Below are 18,428 nucleotides of genomic sequence, written 5' to 3' on the forward strand. Positions count from 1 at the left end.
GCTTTCGCGCACGCCATCTTTACACTGTGCTAGCACAGTATGGAACCTTGGGCCTCGGGAAACACATCCCTTTAGCTACGCTTGGCCTGTTCCATGACTTCCTTGGCGAAGTCGACCTCTTCCTTCTCGATGCCCTCGCCCACTTCGAAGCGAGTGAAGCCGATCACTTCACCACCGGCGGCCTTGACGAACTCGGCCACGCTCTGGTTCGGATCCTTGACGAAGGGCTGCTCGGTCAGGCTGTTCTCGGCCAGGTACTTCTTCAGGCGGCCCTGCACCATCTTCTCGGCGATCTGCTCGGGCTTGCCCGCCATATCCGGCTGCGCCAGGATGATGGCCTTTTCCTGGTCGAGCGCTTCCTGAGGCATGTTCTCAGGACGAGCAACGGCCGGGTTGATCGCAGCCACGTGCATGGACACGTCCTTGGCGGCTTCCTGAGTGCCACCCTTGAGCTCGGTCAGCACGCCGATGCGGCCACCGTGCACATAGGCACCCACCAGGTTGCCGTCAGCCGCATCGACGACCACAGCGCGACGCACGCCGATGTTCTCGCCGATTTTCTGGACCAGCTGCTCACGAGCAGTTTCCAGCTCGCCAGCGGTCACAGCGGCGACGTCTTCGCTCTTGGCGGCGAAGAAGGTATCCGCAACCTTGTCGGCAAATGCCTTGAAGTTGTCGTCACGAGCAACGAAGTCGGTCTCGGAGTTGATCTCGACCATCACGCCGTAGCTGCCGTCCTCGGACACGCGAGTCACGACAACGCCTTCAGCAGCGGTACGACCCGCTTTCTTGGCGGCCTTGAGACCAGAGTTCTTGCGCAGATCCTCAATGGCCTGCTCGATGTCACCGCCGGCTTCGGTGAGTGCCTTCTTGCACTCCATCATGCCGAGCCCGGTACGCTCGCGCAGTTCCTTGACCTGGGAGGCGCTGATAGCTGCCATGGTATTCACCTCTAAATGGTTCGACCTGGGTGTCGGAGAGGCCCTCGGCTTGACCGCGGGCCAGAGTAGAGAAAAGGGGGCCTCGGCCCCCTTTGCGCCTGTCCGGCGTGGATCGCTTGCGCGATCAGCTGGCCCAGGCGGGCCGAAGCTTACTCGGCAGCAGCGGCGGCATCGCCTTCGCTGTCGGTCACTTCGACGAACTCATCGGGGCGACCTTCCTTTGCACGACCGCAGGCATCGGCGATGGCCTTGACGTAGATCTGGATGGCGCGGATGGAGTCATCGTTGCCCGGGATCACGTAGTCGACGCCGTCCGGATCGGAGTTGGTGTCAACCACGCCGATGACCGGGATGCCCAGCTTGTTCGCTTCGTTGATAGCGATACGCTCGTGGTCGACGTCGATCACGAAAAGTGCGTCCGGCAGGCCGCCCATTTCCTTGATACCGCCGATGGAGCGCTCGAGCTTCTCTTGCTCGCGAGTCGCCATCAGGACTTCTTTCTTGGTCAGCTTCTCGAAAGTACCATCTTCGTGCATGGTCTCGAGTTCGCGCAGACGCTTGATGGACTGACGAATGGTCTTGTAGTTCGTCAGCATGCCGCCGAGCCAGCGGTGGTTGACGAACGGCTGACCAACGCGGTTGGCTTCTTCCTTGATGATCTTGCTCGCGCTACGCTTGGTACCGACGAACATGATCTTGTTGTTGGCAGAGGCCATCTTCTCGACCACATCGATCGCCTCGTTGAGCGCCGGAAGGGTATGCTCGAGGTTGATGATGTGAATCTTGTTACGAGCGCCGAAGATGAACTTGCCCATCTTCGGGTTCCAGTAACGTGTCTGGTGACCGAAGTGTGCGCCTGCCTTGAGCAGGTCACGCATATTGACGTGTGCCATGGATGACTCCTGAAAAATCGGGTTAGGCCTCCATGCACCCCATGGATCCGACCAGAGGTTTCCCTCAGGCACCCGGGACCATGTGTCGGTGCATGTGTGTTTTCAAGGCTCGAGGCTTCCACTGTGAAAGCCTCTTCTGTTTGCCGCCTTCCCGTAACGCGCCGCCTGGCGAGGGCGTCGCAGGCAGGGAGCGAAGGATCGTAACCCTTCCTTATCTCACCCGCTCCGTGATCGACACACCCATGCAGGGAACGGCGATTGCAGGAAAGCGCGCAGCTTTATACCATGGATGACTTTCGAATTGAAGTCGCCCAGCGTCTCGCGCGCTCGACGCCGCCGCATCGACACCCGCATACGGCCATTCTGCGCTGTGTCAGCCGCAGCCTCCTGCCCCATGGCGACCCCACACAGATCGAGATTCCATGAACGTACCCATCAAGACGCCCGACGAAATCGAAAAAATGCGCGAAGCCGGCCGCCAGGCGGCCAGCGTGCTGGAGATGATCACCCCTCACGTCGTCGCTGGTGTCAGCACCGGCCACCTGGACAAGCTGTGCCACGACTACATCGTCAATGAGCTCGGCTCGACCCCTGCCCCGCTCAACTATCATGGCTTTCCCAAGTCCATCTGCACCTCGATCAACCATGTGGTCTGCCACGGCATCCCCGACGACAGCAAGAAGCTGAAGAAGGGCGACATCATGAACATGGACATCACCGTGAAGACTGCCGATGGCTACCACGGCGACTCCAGCGTCATGTTCATCATCGGTGACACCATTCAGGGCGAGCGCCTGTGTCGCGTCACCCAGGAGTGCCTGTACCGCAGCATGGCGCTGGTACGCCCCGGGGTGCGGCTGTCCGAGCTCGCCCGCGCCATTGAAAGCCATGCCCAGGCCAACGGCTACTCCGTCGTTCGGGACTTCTGCGGTCACGGCATCGGCGCCGGCTTCCATGAGGATCCCCAGGTACTGCACTACGATGGCTACGCCCCGGAAGCCGACATCGAACTGGCGGCCGGCATGTGCTTTACCATCGAGCCAATGATCAACGTCGGCGACCATCGCACCAAGGTGCTGCGCGATGGCTGGACGGCGGTCACCAAGGACAAGGGACTGACTGCCCAGTGGGAGCACACCCTGCTGGTGACCGAGACCGGGGTCGAGGTGCTGACCGCTCGCTCGGATGAAGACCTGTCCTTCCTCGAGCGCTGAGAGCCCATGCTGCTGCACCACTACCGCTTCGCACCGGAATTCGAGCTGTTCGACGTCGACGACTTTGCTCGCCAGCTCGACGGCCAACGTTCTCCCATCGCTCCGTTCAAGGGGGCGCTAAAGGAGATTCAGGCCCGACTCGATGAGCGCTTCCTGGGAGGCGCAGACATCCGTGATCTGGTACGCGGGCGGGCCTGGTGCCTCGACCAGCTGCTGGCCCTGGCCTGGTCACGTCAGACGGGACTGGACGACGGGGTGGCCCTGCTCGCCGTAGGCGGCTACGGCCGCGGCGAACTGCATCCGCATTCCGATATCGACCTGATGTTCCTGCTGAAAGACGATGACGACACCCCTTATCGGGAAGCGTTGACCTCGTTTATCACCTTTCTGTGGGACATCGGCCTGGAAATCGGCCATAGCGTGCGCTCGCTCAACGACTGCGCGCGCGAGGCCGAAGCCGACGTCACCGTCATCACCAACCTGCTGGAATCTCGCACCATTGCAGGGCGGGAGGCGCTGCGCCAGGCCATGCGTGAGCGGCTGGCGGCGGAGCACATGTGGCCGGCGGATCGCTTCTTCGAAGCCAAGTGGCAGGAACAGATCGCCCGCCACTATCGTTTCAACAACTCCGAGTATCATCTGGAACCGAACATCAAGAGCTCACCCGGTGGGCTTCGCGATATCCAGATGATCGGCTGGGTCGCCAAACGCCATTTCGATACCGAGTCCTACGAGGATGTGGTGGCCAAAGGCTTCATGAACGACGCCGAACACCGCATCCTGAGCCAGGGCCAGGCGTTCCTGTGGCAGGTTCGCTACGCCCTGCACATGCTCACCGGGCGCGCCGAAGACCGCCTGCTGTTTGACCATCAGAACACCATCGCCGAGCTGTTTGGCTATCGCGACAACCCTGAGCGTCTGGCGGTAGAGCAGTTCATGAAGCGCTATTACCGTCATGTCACCGCCCTGGCTGGGCTCAATGACATGCTGCTGCAGCACTTCGACGAGCAGATCCTGCGCCCCGACGAGCCGATTGCGGTCACCCCGCTCAACGAGCGCTTTGAAGTCGCCGGTGGCTACATCCAGGTACGCTCGCGCACCCTGTTTCGGGACCAACCCTCGGCCCTGCTCGAGCTGTTCTACCTGATGGCAGAACATCCTGAAATTGAGGGCGTGCGCGCCGATACCATTCGCCTGATCCGCGACCATCGACACCTGATGGACGATCGCTACCGCGATGACCCTCGCCACCAGGCGCTGTTCATGGCGCTGTTGCGCTCTTCCGGCAATGTCGCACGCCAGCTCCGTCGCATGAACCGCTATGGCGTACTGGGCAAGTATCTGCCGGCCTTTGGCCAGGCGGTCGGCCTGATGCAGCACGACCTGTTCCACATCTACACGGTAGATGCCCATACTCTGCGCCTGCTGAAATGCCTGCATGGATTTCGCAAGCCGGAGTCCAAGAAGGAATTTCCCGTCGCGGCCACCCTGATCCACCAGGTGCCGAAGATGGACATCCTGTGGATTGCCGGACTGTTTCACGACATCGGCAAGGGCCGCGGCGGTGACCATTCGCTGATCGGAGCGCGCGAGGTCGAGGTCTTCGCTGAGCGACACGGACTCAGCCAGCGCGACACCCGCCTGGTCAGCTGGCTGGTGGAGCATCACCTGCTGATGTCGATGGTGGCCCAGAAGCGGGACATCACCGACCCCGAAGTGATACGCGACTTCGCCGCCACGGTGGTCGATGAGACGCGCCTGGACTACCTGTACATTCTCACCGTCGCCGATATCACCGCCACCAATCCGACGCTGTGGAATGGCTGGCGCGCGTCGCTGATGCGCCAACTGCACGCCGAAACACGGCGCGCCTTGCGTCGCGGACTCGAGAACCCGCTGGAGCGTGACGACTGGGTGCGCGAAACCCGTGAAGAAGCCCACTCGCTACTGGCGACCATCGGCGCCGACATGGCGCGGGTAGATGCCCTGTGGCGCTCTCTGGGAGAAGACTTCTTTCTGCAGTACGCGCCGAGCGAAGTGGTCTGGCAGACCCAGGGCATGCTCGATCACGCCGGCAGCGACATGCCGCTGATCCTGATCAATGCCCCCACCGACGACATGCCCGAGGGCGGCACCAAGGTGTTCATCCATACCCGCTCCGTGGATGACCTGTTCGCCGCCACCGCCGCGGCAATGGAGCAGCTTGGTCTGTCGATCCACGACGCCCGCATCGCCACCTCGCTCAATGATTGGACGCTGAATACCTTCATCGTGCTCGACGATCACGACCAGCCGATTCGCGACGCCGTGCGCCTGGAGGAGATTCGCCGCCATCTGGTCGAGGAACTGGATGATCCGGACGACTACCCCACCATCGTGACGCGCCATACACCGCGCCAGCTCAAGCATTTCAAGGTCGCCACCCAGGTCGCCATTGAACAGGACCCCAACGGCGAACGCACCTTGCTGGAGCTTACTGCCCCTGACCGTCCAGGCCTGCTGGCCCGGGTCGGCAGCATCTTCATGGAGCAGGGCATCACACTGTCGGCGGCCAAGATCGCGACCCTGGGCGAGCGCGTCGAAGACGTGTTCTACGTCACCGACCGCGCCGGCCTCCCGATCACCGACCCGCAGCGCCAGCAGGCGCTGCGCGAGCGACTGATCGAAGTGCTCAGCGTGTAACGACGGGGAGCCGTCGGCGCCCGTGCATTTGAGGCGGGCCCGACGCTTCCCTATAATCGCCGACAGCCCCATTCCCGCGATGACAACGACGCCCCAAGGGCGCGCCAGGACCTCATGAACCCTGATCTCGATGCCTTGCAACCGTATCCCTTCGAGCGCCTGGCGGCGCTGAAGGCCGACCTGACGCCACCGGCGCACCTAAACCACAGGCCGCTGACCATCGGCGAACCCCAGCATCCGCCCTACCAGGCGGCACTGGACGCCCTGGTGCGCTATCAGGGGGAATTCGCGCGCTACCCCGCGATCGCTGGTCTGCCACCATTGCGCCAGGCCATCGCCGCCTGGGCCAGCCGCCGCTTTGCTCTGCAAGGCCTGGATGCCGAGCGCCAGGTATTACCGGTCAATGGCACGCGGGAAGCCATCTTCGCCTTCGTCCAGGCCTGCCTGGACCGCTCACGTCCGGCGCGTGTGGTGGTGCCCAACCCGTTCTACCAGATCTATGAAGGCGCCACCTTGCTGGCCGGCGGCCAGCCGCTCTATCTGGACTGCCGTGCTGACAACGGCTTCCGGCCAGACCTGTCCGCCATCGATGCCGACACATGGCGCGACGTTCAAATGGTGTTCATCTGCTCACCGGGCAACCCCACCGGCGCCGTAACGCCCCTCGAGGATTTTCAGCAGCTGATCCGCCTGGCCGACGAACACGATTTCATCATCGCCTCGGACGAGTGCTACTCGGAGCTGTATCTGGACGAACAGGCGCCACCTCCGGGCCTGCTCGAAGCTGCCGCCGCCATGGGGCGCCACGACTATCAACGTTGCCTGGTCTTCCACTCCCTGTCGAAGCGCTCGAACTTGCCGGGACTGCGTTCGGGTTTCGTTGCCGGTGATGCCGATCTGATCGCTCGCTTCCGTCGCTACCGCACCTACCACGGCTGCGCCATGGCCCTGCCGATTCAGCATGCGTCCATCGCCGCCTGGGCCGACGAAACCCACGTGCGCGACAATCGCGACGCCTATCGCGCCAAGTTCGCGGCAGTCACGGAGATTCTCTCGTCGGTGGTCGACTTTCCTACTCCGGAAGCCAGCTTTTATCTGTGGCCAGCAGTGCCCGACGGTGACGATGAGGCACTGACCCGGCGCCTGTATGCTGAAGCGCATGTCAGCGTGCTACCCGGCAGCTATATGGGCCGGATCGGTGCCGATGGCAGCAATCCCGGCAGTGGGCGCCTGCGCCTGGCTCTGGTCGATGAGCTCACCGCCACCTGCGAGGCAGCAGAACGCATTCGACACCTGCTGGCCAGCGGCTGACGTCGCTGCCACCACGACGCCCCACTTCGAGGACAGGCCATGCTGACGCTCTATGTGATCAAGAACTGCGACACCTGCCGCAAGGCGCAAAAGGCACTGGACGCAAGCGGACACCCCTACCAGGTGCATGATCTGCGCGCTGACGGTGTCTCTGCCGCCCTGCTCGAGCACTTTCTCGAGTCGGTTGCCGTCAAGACGCTGCTCAATACCCGCAGCACTACCTGGCGCCAGCTGCCCGACGACGACAAGCAGGACGTCGACGCCAACAAGGCCCGCGAGCTGATGCTGGCCAACCCGACACTGATCAAACGCCCGCTGCTCGACAAGGGTGATGACATCCTGGTCGGCTATCGCGACGGCGATTACGACGCTCTCTAACCCCGATTGAACACGTTCACTTTAAAGGACATACGGCATGCACAGCTTTGCACTTGGTATCGGCACTCAGAACACCCAGGGCGACTGGCTCGAGGTCTACTATCCGGCCCCCCTGCTGACCCCTGACGCCAGCCTGGTCGAGGCCGCAGCCAAGGTCCTCGATGCGCCCAAGGGCACCGCCGTGGTCAGCTTCCTGCCCGAGCACTGCCAGGCACTGGCTGATGCCCTGCGCGACGCAGGTCATCCAGAACAGGCCGACCTGGCCGCCAGCCTTGCTGCCAGCCAGCGCCCGCTGGTCGCGACCTTCATTGACCAGGACCTGCCTCCGCAGTCGGCCCCCGAGGTCTATCTGAAGCTGCACCTGCTGTCCCACCGTCTGGTCAAGCCGCACCAGCTCGACCTCACCGGCATGTTCGGTCTGCTGCGCAACATTGCCTGGACCAGCGAAGGTGCGATCGACGTCATCGAGCTGCCGGCGCGCCGCCTCAAGGCCCGCCTGGAAGGCCGCACCCTGTCGGTGGACTGCGTCGACAAGTTCCCCAAGATGACCGACTACGTGGTACCCGGCGGCGTGCGTATCGCCGATACCGCGCGGGTACGTCTGGGCGCCTACCTGGGCGAGGGCACCACCGTCATGCACGAAGGTTTCGTCAACTTCAATGCCGGTACCGAGGGCCCCGGCATGATCGAAGGACGCATCTCTGCTGGCGTGATGGTTGGCAAGGGTTCCGACCTGGGTGGCGGCTGCTCGACCATGGGCACCCTTTCCGGCGGCGGCAACATCATCATCTCCGTGGGTGAGGGCTGCCTGATCGGCGCCAACGCCGGTATCGGCATCCCTCTGGGCGATCGCTGCACCGTGGAGGCAGGCCTCTACATCACCGCGGGCGCCAAGGTCACCCTGCTCGACGACCAGAACCAGGAAGTTCGCACCCTGGCAGCCCGTGAGCTGGCGGGTCAGAGCGACCTGCTCTTGCGCCGCAACTCGACCAACGGCCGCATCGAGTGCCTGACCAACAAGAGCGCCATCGCCCTGAACGAAGCGCTGCACGCCCACAATTGATCCTGAGTGCGGCGGCCCCGGCCGCCGCCCCTCACCGAGACCGCCATGCCGACTACCGATCTTCCCGCCCCGACCGGCGCAACTGCGCCGTCCGAGACGCTTTCGCCCACCCTGGAGCTTGCCCTCGAGCTGCTGCGTCGTCCATCGGTGACACCGGACGACATGGGCTGCCAAACCCTGATGATCGAGCGCCTGGAGCGGCTTGGCTTCAACGTCGAAACGTTGCGCTTCGGCGACGTCGACAACTTCTGGGCGGTACATGGGCATCATGGCCCCGTCCTGGCCTTCGCTGGGCACACCGACGTTGTACCCACAGGCCCGGAGCACCAGTGGCAGACGCCTCCCTTCGCTCCTGAGATTGATGCCGACGGCATGCTCAGGGGGCGTGGAGCGGCTGACATGAAGGGCAGCCTGGCGGCAATGATCACAGCGGTGGAGCGGTTCATCCAGGAGCACCCCGATCATCCTGGGCGTATCGCCTTCTTGATCACCGCTGACGAGGAAGGACCGGCAGTGGACGGCACCCGTGCCGTCGTCGAATGCCTGCGCGAGCGCAACGAGCGTCTGGACTACTGTATCGTCGGCGAGCCGTCATCGACGGAGCGTCTGGGCGACGTCATCAAGAACGGGCGTCGCGGCTCGCTGGGTGGCGTTCTCACCGTGCGTGGCATCCAGGGACATGTGGCCTATCCGCATCTGGCGCGTAATCCGATCCACCAGATCGCTCCGGCTCTGGATGCGTTGGCCAACGAACACTGGGATTCGGGCAACGACTGCTTCCCTGCGACCAGCTTTCAGGTATCCAACCTGCGCGCCGGCACGGGAGCCACCAACGTCATTCCTGGCGAAGTGGAGGCCACCTTCAACTTCCGCTTCTCCACCGAGACGACCGACCAGGAGCTGCGTGATCGCACCGAAGCCATCCTGCGTGACTTCGACCTGGACTTCGATATTGACTGGACCTTGAACGGCCAACCCTTCCTGACCCGCGAAGGGGCCCTGGTCGATGCCGCCGTCGCTGGAGTACGTGATATCACCGGCATTACCCCGGTGCTGTCCACCTCCGGTGGCACCTCCGACGGCCGCTTCATTGCCACCCTGGGCACCCAGGTGGTCGAGCTTGGCCCGCTCAATGCCACCATCCATAAGGTGGATGAGCGTGTCCGCGCCGCCGATCTCGATGACCTCAGCCACGTCTATGAAGCCATCCTGACGCGGCTTTTCGCCAGCGCAACGAAGTGAGGTGATGATGGAGCGCTATCCCGATATCGAGATCTACCTGGGCGATTGCGACCCTGAGCGCATCAGTCGCTGGCTGGCAGAGACTATCGACGCTGCACCGCTGGTATCCCGCGGCAAGTTCAAGTGGAGCACTCAAGGGCAGCGCGAAGGCAGCGTGATCCCGGTGTTGCTGGTGGCCAAGGCGGCAGACGGTTTTGCCAGCCTGTGGCTCGACAGCGCCGACTCCCCTTGGGCTACTGACGCAGAGTTCGCCCGCGCGGCGGCCAAGGCGCTGGAGTGCGAGGTCCGCTGTTCCTTGGGCGGCTGGCAGCCTGGCGATGACCCTGACCGCTTCCTGCGGGTGCTGCCCGACGGCAGCGAAAGCGCCTTCGACTGGCCTGACTCCGGCCATTGAGGGACCGGCTCAAACGACGACGCCCCGCACATGGCGGGGCGTCTTCAGGGTAGCGACGATAGCGGAAAGGGGTCAGGTGATGACCGTTACATCGTCGGCTTGCAGCCCTCGCTCATTTTCGACCACGTAATAGCGGACCTTTTGGCCCTCGGCCAAGGTGCGATGTCCGCGACCGCGTATCGCCCGAAAATGCACGAACACATCGTCGCCACCATCACGTGTGATGAAGCCGTATCCCTTGTTGACGTTGAACCATTTGACCTCACCAATCTCGCGGTCGTCATCTTCGACATCAGCAAGATTGACCAGGCGCGGCGTCAGCGCATTAAGCGATAGGGTAGCCAGCAGCAACACGGCAAAGATGGCGCTGGCTGCAGCGACATAGCCGATCAGCAACGCCTCTTCACCGACAACCCCATGCAATGCCTCGACTGACACACCCGTGGCAAGACTCACCGCCAGGGCAATCAGCAGCGGCGCAGGAGCGGCCAGCAGCACACTGATCACACAACAACGAAAGAAAACCCTTTTATTCATGGACGTAAAAAACTCTCTTGGCATGATGAAGATAGATGGAAAGACCATGGGATCATCGTCTATGCCAATGACACAGGCGAGACCCTTCCGCCACGACTTCTTGGAAAAAGCCCAAGGCAGGCAGCAGACACGATGAACAGTGACACACCGCAACATGAGTCTATCACGGGTATTGACAAGCCGTCCGCCGATCTAGCAAAGCGTGTCGAAGATTTGGAGAGCCGGCTGGCCTATCAAGAACACTGGCTCGACAGCCTGGATGCGACCATCGCCTCCCAAGAGCGCCGAATGATGGAGCTGGAGCGCATCAACCGCCTGATGCAGCAGCGTTTGCGCGAACTGTCAGCGGATAATGAACGTGACCTTGGTGATGCTCCCGGCCCCGAGGACGAGCTTCCCCCCCACTACTGAAGCCCCCACCTCATAGATAAAAAAACACCGCCAGACGGATGCCTGGCGGTGCTGCTGTCAACGGCCTGACGGGGCGTCAGGCCGCTAGCGCTATGACTTTACACGAGACCGTCCAGATATCGCTCCACGTCCAACGCCGCCATGCAGCCGCTTCCGGCTGAGCTGACCTTGTGAAAAGGCGCCGGGCGATCACCTCAGACGAGGCTGTCCAGATACCGCTCTACATCCAACGCCGCCATGCAGCCGCTTCCGGCTGAGCTGACCTTGTGAAAAGGCGCCGAGCGATCACCTCAGACGAGGCTGTCCAGGTACCGCTCTACATCCAGCGCCGCCATGCAGCCGCTTCCGGCTGAGGTAATCGCTTGGCGATAGACATGGTCCATCACATCACCAGCGGCAAACACCCCAGCCACACTGGTCGCCGTGGCGTTACCTTCAAGGCCGGACTTGACCTTGATGTAGCCTCCGGCCATATCCAGCTGACCTTCAAAGATCGCGGTGTTCGGGCTGTGGCCGATCGCGATGAACACCCCAGGGGCGCTGATGTCGCGGGTTGCGCCGGTCTCGACGGACTTGAGTCGGGCACCGGTCACGCCGGTGTTGTCACCCAGCACTTCATCCAGCGTATGGTTCCATACCAGCTCGACATTGCCGTTCTCAGCCTTTTCAAACAGCTTGTCCTGCAGAATCTTTTCCGCCCGCAGGCTATCGCGACGATGCACCAGGGTAACCTTGGAAGCGATGTTGGACAGGTACAGCGCTTCCTCCACCGCGGTATTGCCTCCGCCGACGACGACCACTTCCTGATTGCGATAGAAGAAACCGTCGCAGGTGGCACAGGCAGACACGCCCTGTCCCATGAACTGCTGCTCGGAGGGCAGTCCCAGATAGCGGGCGCTGGCCCCGGTGGCAATGATCAGGGCATCACAGGTGTAGGTACCGTTATCCCCCTTGAGCGTGAAGGGGCGCTGACGCAGTTCCACTTCATGGATATGGTCAAACAGCACTTCCGTATCGAAGCGCTCAGCGTGACGACGCATCCGCTCCATCAGCTCGGGACCCTGTACACCAGCATCATCACCAGGCCAGTTGTCCACGTCGGTGGTGGTGGTCAGCTGCCCACCCGTCTGCATGCCGGTGATCAGCAGCGGCTTCAGGTTGGCCCTGGCAGCGTATACTGCGGCACTGTAGCCGGCCGGGCCGGAGCCCAGAATAATCAGACGTTCGTGGCGCGCTTCACTCATGGCTACCTCACTGGACCAGATGGCTGCAACGTCCAGAGAGAACGTGCAGCAAATTCAGAAAATGATTCGGCAGATTCGCCGCTGGTGACGTCGTCGTGCAGTCATCGAGGAGCTGCGTTCATCACCATGGGCCAAGCTGCGTCTTCTTCACCCTGCCTGCGGCCGACGGGGCGGGCTCGCCGCCCCGTCCACCACTGGCGCCAATCTACCCGAGACTGGCCCCAGCCATACCTTTACAGTGCGCTGGAGTGCGCGCCCAGGTACTTGGCAACACCTTCTGCGGTGTCCTTCATGCCTTCCTGGCCTTCTTCCCAGCCAGCGGGGCACACTTCGCCATGCTTCTGGTGATGCTGCAGCGCCTTGACCATGCGCAGCATCTCGTCAACGTTACGGCCCAGCGGCAGGTTGTTCACCACCTGGTGCTGTACCACGCCGTCTTCGTCGATCAGGAAAGAGGCACGCATGGCAACGCCGGCGTCCGGGTGCTCGATGCCGTAGGCCTGGGTGATCTCGTGCTTGACGTCGGCCACGATCGGGAAACCGACTTCACCGATGCCGCCGGCGTCGGGGCTGGTCTTGCGCCAGGCGTAGTGGGTGAACTGGGAGTCGATGGAGACACCGATCACCTCGACGCCCAGGTCCTTGAACTGCGCCAGACGGTTGTCGTGGGCGATGATCTCGGAGGGGCACACAAAGGTGAAGTCCAGCGGCCAGAAGAACAGCACGCGCAGCTTGCCGTTGCTGTCGGACAGCTTGAAGTTGTCGACGATCTCACCGCTGCCGGTTACGGCAGCAGCTTCAAAATCGGGAGCTTGACGTCCTACCAGTACGCTCATGAAAGTCTCCTTGGGGATTGAAGCGTGATAAGGGAAGCTATCTTTGTTCCCAGCAAGGCGTACAAGACAAGGGCATACCCTAGGCGAGCACGTCCTGCTGGGCCAATCGACCAGCATCACTGGTCCGATAGAGGCTCGCTATTGTCACCTGCCGAGGATGACGCCGCAATGACCCTGTCATTGCTCGGCGGTAACGCGCCTCGCGGCCGCCACTGGCCGGCCACCGCTCAAGCGCTTAGATGACCTCGTCATCGTCTCCGGCCACCACGGAGAGGATCTCTTCCGTCACCGGGTCCACCTCGATACGAAAATGAATGGGTGCGCAGCACTGAGAGCAGTCCTCCCAGGTTTCGTGGCTGCCCTGGGACGTGTCCACCAACACCTCGATGGTGGCATCGCAGTAGGGACAGTCGAGCGTCCACTCAGGCAATGTCGATTCATGCATGCCACGCCTCCGTGGTTGGCCAAGGCCTGTCGAAGGACCCACCATGGGGTTGGCCGACGCTGCTTTCAAGGCCCGATCCGGCACCCGATTTCATCACCATGGTTGAATAACGCAACTATGATGACCAAGTACTACTAAGGGATCTGCCGCAAGACCTCGCCGATCCCCGCGAACCTGGACCGTTCGACTCAATGCCTCAGGAGGAAAGCATGAGCAGTGATTCCCTACCGGATACTCGCCAGACCCTCGACGTTGGCGGGACGCAGTACGATTACTACAGCCTCGCCCAGGCCGCAGACGCCCTGGGGGATATCCAGCGCCTGCCGATGACCCTCAAGGTGCTGCTGGAAAACCAGCTGCGCTTTGCTGACGACGAGAGCGTGTCCAAGGAAGACCTGCAGGCCTTGGTCGACTGGCAGAAGGAAGGCCGCTCCGACCGTGAGATCGGCTACCGCCCGGCGCGGGTACTGATGCAGGACTTCACCGGGGTTCCGGGGGTGGTCGACCTGGCGTCCATGCGCGCTGCCGTGGAAACACTCGGGGAAGAGCCTTCACGGATCAATCCGCTGTCACCGGTCGATCTGGTGATTGACCACTCCGTCATGGTCGACAAGTACGGCGACCCATCCGCCTTCAAGGACAATGTGGCGCTGGAGATGGATCGCAACCGTGAGCGTTACGAGTTCCTGCGCTGGGGGCAGGATGCCTTCGACAACTTCCGCGTCGTTCCTCCGGGAACCGGCATCTGTCACCAGGTCAACCTGGAGTACCTGGGCAAGACGGTGTGGACGCGGGATGACAATGGCAAGACCCTGGCCTACCCCGATACGCTGGTCGGCACCGACTCCCACACCACCATGATCAACGGCCTGGGCGTGCTGGGCTGGGGCGTCGGCGGTATCGAGGCAGAGGCGGCCATGCTGGGACAGCCCGTCTCCATGCTGATCCCCGAAGTCATCGGCTTCAAGCTGACCGGCAAGTTGCGTGAAGGCATTACCGCCACCGACCTGGTACTGACCGTCACCGAAATGCTGCGCAAGAAGGGAGTGGTCGGCAAGTTCGTCGAATTCTACGGTGACGGCCTCAAGGACCTGCCGCTGGCTGACCGCGCCACCATCGCCAACATGGCCCCCGAGTACGGCGCGACCTGCGGCTTCTTCCCGGTGGACGATGAGACGCTGAACTACATGCGCCTGTCGGGCCGTGACGAGGCACAGATTGCGCTGGTCGAGGCCTATTGCAAGCAGCAGGGTCTGTGGCGAGAGCCGGGCCACGAGCCGATTTTCACCGATACCCTGGCGCTGGACATGGGCGACGTCGAAGCCAGCCTGGCCGGCCCCAAGCGCCCACAGGACCGGGTTGCCTTGAGCCAGCTCGCGCAGACCTTCGAAAAGCTGATGGCCGACGAGGGGACGCCATCGTCCGATAGCCGCAATGACAAGCTGGGCTCTGAGGGTGGCCAGACCGCCGTCGGTGTCGAGCGCAGCTATCGCCATTCCAGCAGCCAGGACGTCAACTACAAGGGCAAGGATTTCAGCCTTGACCCAGGCGCCGTGGTGATTGCCGCCATTACTTCCTGCACCAACACCTCCAACCCCAGCGTGATGATGGCCGCCGGCCTGCTGGCCCGCAAGGCCAAGCAAAAGGGCCTGACCACCAAGCCCTGGGTCAAGACGTCGCTGGCCCCCGGTTCCAAGGTGGTGACCGACTACCTGGCCGCAGCCGGGTTGCAGGATGATCTCAACGAGCTGGGCTTCAACCTGGTCGGCTACGGCTGTACCACCTGCATCGGCAACTCCGGGCCGCTGCCGGAACCCATCGAAGAGGCGGTGAAGGACGGGGACTTGACCGTGGCCTCGGTGCTGTCCGGTAATCGCAACTTCGAGGGCCGGGTGCATCCGCTGGTGAAGACCAACTGGCTGGCATCACCGCCCCTGGTGGTGGCCTTTGCCCTGGCCGGCAATGTGCGCTGCAACCTGGACAAGGACCCCATCGGCGAGGATAGCCAAGGTGAGCCGGTCTACCTGAAGGACATCTGGCCATCCCAGGCCGAGGTGGCCGAGGCCGTCGAGAAGGTCAACACCGAGATGTTCCACAAGGAGTACGCGGAAGTCTTTGATGGCGACGAGGTGTGGAAAGCCATCAAGGTGCCGGAAAGCGAGGTCTACGAGTGGGACGACAACTCCACCTACATTCAGCACCCGCCCTTCTTTGAGGGCATGGGCAAGGAGCCGGCCAAGGTCGAGGACGTCAAGGACGCCCATATCCTGGCGATGCTTGGCGACAGTGTCACCACGGACCACATCTCCCCTGCCGGCGCCATCAAGCCCGACAGTCCGGCTGGCCGCTACCTGCAGGAAAACGGGGTCAAACCCGTCGACTTCAACTCCTACGGCTCTCGCCGGGGCAACCATGAAGTCATGATGCGCGGCACCTTCGCCAACGTGCGCATTCAAAACGAGATGCTCGATGGCGTGGTCGGCGGCGAGACTCGCCACGTGCCCAGTGGTGAGCAGATGGCGATCTACGATGCGGCCATGAAGTACCAGCAGGAAGGTACACCGCTGGTGGTGGTCGCCGGCAAGGAATATGGCACCGGGTCCTCCAGGGACTGGGCCGCCAAGGGGACCTTGCTGCTTGGGGTACGCGCAGTGCTGGCGGAATCCTACGAACGCATCCACCGCTCGAACCTGATCGGCATGGGCGTGGTGCCGCTGCAGTTCCCCGAAGGCGAGGACCGCAAGTCGCTGGGCATGACCGGTGACGAGACCGTGTCCATCGAGGGGCTGGATAGCCTGCGTCCCGGTGGCAAGGTCAAGGTGACCATCAAGAGCGACAAGGGCGAGAAGACCTTGGATGCGCTATGTCGTATCGACACCGCCAACGAGCTCGAGTACTACCGCCACGGCGGCATTCTGCACTACGTCCTGCGCAAGATGATCGGCGCCGCCTGATCAGCCAGCCAGGAGCCCTCGCTCCTGGTGTTATCGCCATAAAGACCCTGCTCCGGCAGGGTCTTTTTTGTCTGTGCCGCTAGCGGCAGGCTGGAAGCTGCAGCTAAAAACACAGAACCCTGCCGACCGGCAGGGTTCCTCGTGTGGTGTTGACGTGCGGGATGATTAGAAGGCGCGACGCCGATAGTCCCTGTAATTCGGACTCCAGCAGCTCTTCTCGATATCCCGACGCAACTTGGTGCCGTCACTTTTCAACGCCACCCCTTCATGCTGGGCCTGGGCCGCGACGTCGAAGGCGATGGACTTGGAGATCTCGCGGATACGCGACAGCGGCGGCAGCATGGCGCCCTCGCCTTCCTTGACGATCGGGGCTTCACGCGCCAGCGCACGGGAGGCGGCCATCAACATGGCGTCGGTGACCCTGCGGGCGCCGCTGGCCACCACTCCAAGGCCAATGCCTGGGAAAATGTAGGCATTGTTGCACTGGGCAATGGGAATGGTGCGGCCGTTGATCTCGACCGGGGCGAAAGGACTGCCGGTGGCGACCAGCGCATCACCGTTGGTCCACTCCAGCACGTCAGCGGGCACCGCTTCAGCACGGGAGGTCGGGTTCGACAACGGCATGATCAGCGGCATCTGGCAGTTGGCATGCATCGCCTTCACCACCTGTTCGGTGAAGATGCCCTTCTGTCCGCACACACCAAGCAGCACCGTCGGTTGCACCTGCTTGACCACCTCCAGCAGGTCCTGGCCGTTCCAACCTTCGACTGACTGTGCGGGGTGTGCCAGGCGCCGCTGGAAGTCTCTCAGCCAGGTCTGATCATCGGTGACCAGGCCCTCGCGATCGACCATGTAGACGCGCTCACGGGCCTGGGACTCGGTCAGCCCTTCGGCCATCATCGCCACGACCACCATCTCGGCAATCCCGCAGCCGGCAGAACCGGCACCCACGAAGACGACCCGCTGACGAGCCATGCCTTCGCCACGCGCCTGGCATGCTGCCATCAATGTCCCCACGCAGACCGCAGCGGTGCCCTGGACATCGTCATTGAAGCAGCACATCTCGTCGCGATAACGCTCCAGCAACGGCATGGCGTTGGCCTGGGCAAAATCCTCGAACTGCAGCAATACCTTGGGCCAACGACGCTTCACCGCCTGCATGAAGGTCTCGATGAACTCGTCGTACTCTTCCTGGCTGATGCGCGGATGACGCCAGCCCATATAGCGGGGGTCATCCAGCAGCTGCTGGTTGTTGGTCCCTACGTCCAGCATGATCGGCAGGGTATTGGCGGGGCTGATGCCGCCACAGGCGGTGTACAGCGACAGCTTGCCGATGGGAATGCCCATGCCGCCGATGCCCTGATCCCCCAGGCCCAGGATGCGCTCGCCGTCGGTGACCACGATCACCTTGACGTTATCCTTGGTGGCACTTCTGAGGATGTCATCCATGTACTCGCGATCCGGGTACGAGATGAAAAGGCCCCGGTGGTTGCGATAGATATTGGAGAATTCCTCACAGGCCTTGCCGACCGTGGGGGTGTAGATGATCGGCAGCATCTCTTCGAGATGGCCGGACACCAAGCGGAAAAACAGCGTCTCGTTATCGTCCTGAATCGCCCTCAGATAGATATGGCGGTCCAGATCATTCTGGCACTGCTGGTACTGGTGATAGGCGCGCTCGACCTGCTCGTCGATGGTCTCGACGTTCTGTGGCAACAGGCCAATCAGGTTGAACTGCAGACGTTCCTTCTGGGTGAAGGCACTACCCTTGTTGAGCAGCGGCATCTCCAACAGAGAGGGGCCAGCGTAGGGAATATAGAGGGGACGCTTAGGTTCTGTGCTCATCTCTCGTCTCGTTTGGTGACTCGGTCAAGGGACTCTTG

General features: G+C 62.4%; 16 protein-coding genes. 9 read left to right on the forward strand and 7 right to left on the reverse strand.

Annotation, left to right across the window (positions count from 1 at the left end; translation table 11 throughout):
- Window positions 1–71: 71 nt before the first annotated feature.
- Both tsf and rpsB read right to left on the reverse strand, forming a co-directional pair.
- Window positions 72–941, reverse strand: coding sequence for a translation elongation factor Ts (tsf, locus tag JF545_RS06230; protein ID WP_206940319.1), 870 nt, complete (start codon window positions 939–941; stop codon window positions 72–74).
- Window positions 942–1,090: 149 nt separating this feature from the next.
- On the reverse strand, window positions 1,091–1,834 hold the full coding sequence (rpsB, locus tag JF545_RS06235) for a 30S ribosomal protein S2 (RefSeq protein WP_206940321.1): 744 nt from the start codon (window positions 1,832–1,834) through the stop codon (window positions 1,091–1,093).
- A gap of 422 nt (window positions 1,835–2,256) precedes the next feature.
- Between rpsB and map the strand changes: the two genes are divergently transcribed.
- The 7 genes from map to JF545_RS06270 all read left to right on the forward strand — a co-directional run bounded on the left by map (window position 2,257) and on the right by JF545_RS06270 (window position 10,118).
- Window positions 2,257–3,048 carry a type I methionyl aminopeptidase gene (map, locus tag JF545_RS06240; protein ID WP_206940323.1) on the forward strand — a complete coding sequence of 264 codons (792 nt, stop codon included), beginning with the start codon at window positions 2,257–2,259 and terminating at the stop codon, window positions 3,046–3,048.
- Window positions 3,049–3,054: 6 nt separating this feature from the next.
- Complete coding sequence (locus JF545_RS06245) at window positions 3,055–5,730, forward strand: [protein-PII] uridylyltransferase (RefSeq protein ID WP_206940325.1); 2,676 nt, start codon at window positions 3,055–3,057, stop codon at window positions 5,728–5,730.
- Between the two features lie 114 nt (window positions 5,731–5,844).
- Window positions 5,845–7,041 (forward strand): succinyldiaminopimelate transaminase, encoded by a 1,197-nt coding sequence (dapC, locus tag JF545_RS06250; RefSeq protein WP_206940327.1) that lies wholly within the window; start codon window positions 5,845–5,847, stop codon window positions 7,039–7,041.
- A 39-nt stretch (window positions 7,042–7,080) separates the two neighbouring features.
- A complete protein-coding gene (locus JF545_RS06255) occupies window positions 7,081–7,419 on the forward strand; it encodes an arsenate reductase (protein ID WP_206940329.1) in 339 nt (112 codons plus the stop codon).
- Window positions 7,420–7,456: 37 nt separating this feature from the next.
- Window positions 7,457–8,482 carry a 2,3,4,5-tetrahydropyridine-2,6-dicarboxylate N-succinyltransferase gene (dapD, locus tag JF545_RS06260; protein ID WP_206940332.1) on the forward strand — a complete coding sequence of 342 codons (1,026 nt, stop codon included), beginning with the start codon at window positions 7,457–7,459 and terminating at the stop codon, window positions 8,480–8,482.
- A 45-nt stretch (window positions 8,483–8,527) separates the two neighbouring features.
- A complete protein-coding gene (gene dapE, locus JF545_RS06265; protein ID WP_206940334.1) occupies window positions 8,528–9,724 on the forward strand; it encodes a succinyl-diaminopimelate desuccinylase in 1,197 nt (398 codons plus the stop codon).
- A 7-nt stretch (window positions 9,725–9,731) separates the two neighbouring features.
- Complete coding sequence (locus tag JF545_RS06270; RefSeq protein ID WP_206940833.1) at window positions 9,732–10,118, forward strand: hypothetical protein; 387 nt, start codon at window positions 9,732–9,734, stop codon at window positions 10,116–10,118.
- A gap of 72 nt (window positions 10,119–10,190) precedes the next feature.
- Here JF545_RS06270 and JF545_RS20060 read toward each other — a convergent pair whose 3' ends face one another.
- A complete protein-coding gene (locus JF545_RS20060; RefSeq protein WP_206940336.1) occupies window positions 10,191–10,655 on the reverse strand; it encodes a cold-shock protein in 465 nt (154 codons plus the stop codon).
- A 132-nt stretch (window positions 10,656–10,787) separates the two neighbouring features.
- Between JF545_RS20060 and JF545_RS06280 the strand changes: the two genes are divergently transcribed.
- A complete protein-coding gene (locus JF545_RS06280; RefSeq protein ID WP_206940338.1) occupies window positions 10,788–11,066 on the forward strand; it encodes a SlyX family protein in 279 nt (92 codons plus the stop codon).
- 290 nt (window positions 11,067–11,356) lie between these two features.
- Here the strand turns inward: JF545_RS06280 and trxB are convergent, their stop codons facing one another.
- The 3 genes from trxB to JF545_RS06295 all read right to left on the reverse strand — a co-directional run bounded on the left by trxB (window position 11,357) and on the right by JF545_RS06295 (window position 13,591).
- Complete coding sequence (gene trxB, locus JF545_RS06285) at window positions 11,357–12,310, reverse strand: thioredoxin-disulfide reductase (protein ID WP_206940341.1); 954 nt, start codon at window positions 12,308–12,310, stop codon at window positions 11,357–11,359.
- Window positions 12,311–12,543: 233 nt separating this feature from the next.
- Complete coding sequence (locus JF545_RS06290) at window positions 12,544–13,146, reverse strand: peroxiredoxin (protein ID WP_206940343.1); 603 nt, start codon at window positions 13,144–13,146, stop codon at window positions 12,544–12,546.
- A gap of 235 nt (window positions 13,147–13,381) precedes the next feature.
- Window positions 13,382–13,591, reverse strand: a complete 210-nt coding sequence (locus JF545_RS06295) for a CPXCG motif-containing cysteine-rich protein (protein ID WP_206940345.1) — start codon at window positions 13,589–13,591, stop codon at window positions 13,382–13,384.
- 209 nt (window positions 13,592–13,800) lie between these two features.
- On the opposite strand from JF545_RS06295, the gene acnA reads away from it, so the two are divergent.
- Window positions 13,801–16,545, forward strand: coding sequence for an aconitate hydratase AcnA (gene acnA, locus JF545_RS06300; RefSeq protein ID WP_206940347.1), 2,745 nt, complete (start codon window positions 13,801–13,803; stop codon window positions 16,543–16,545).
- Between the two features lie 165 nt (window positions 16,546–16,710).
- Here the strand turns inward: acnA and JF545_RS06305 are convergent, their stop codons facing one another.
- The gene (locus JF545_RS06305; RefSeq protein WP_206940349.1) at window positions 16,711–18,390 is read right to left on the reverse strand and encodes an NAD-dependent malic enzyme; all 1,680 of its coding nucleotides are present in this window, start codon (window positions 18,388–18,390) and stop codon (window positions 16,711–16,713) included.
- Window positions 18,391–18,428: the final 38 nt, after the last annotated feature.

The organism is Halomonas litopenaei (genome assembly GCF_017303055.1).
Taxonomy (GTDB): domain Bacteria; phylum Pseudomonadota; class Gammaproteobacteria; order Pseudomonadales; family Halomonadaceae; genus Halomonas; species Halomonas litopenaei_A.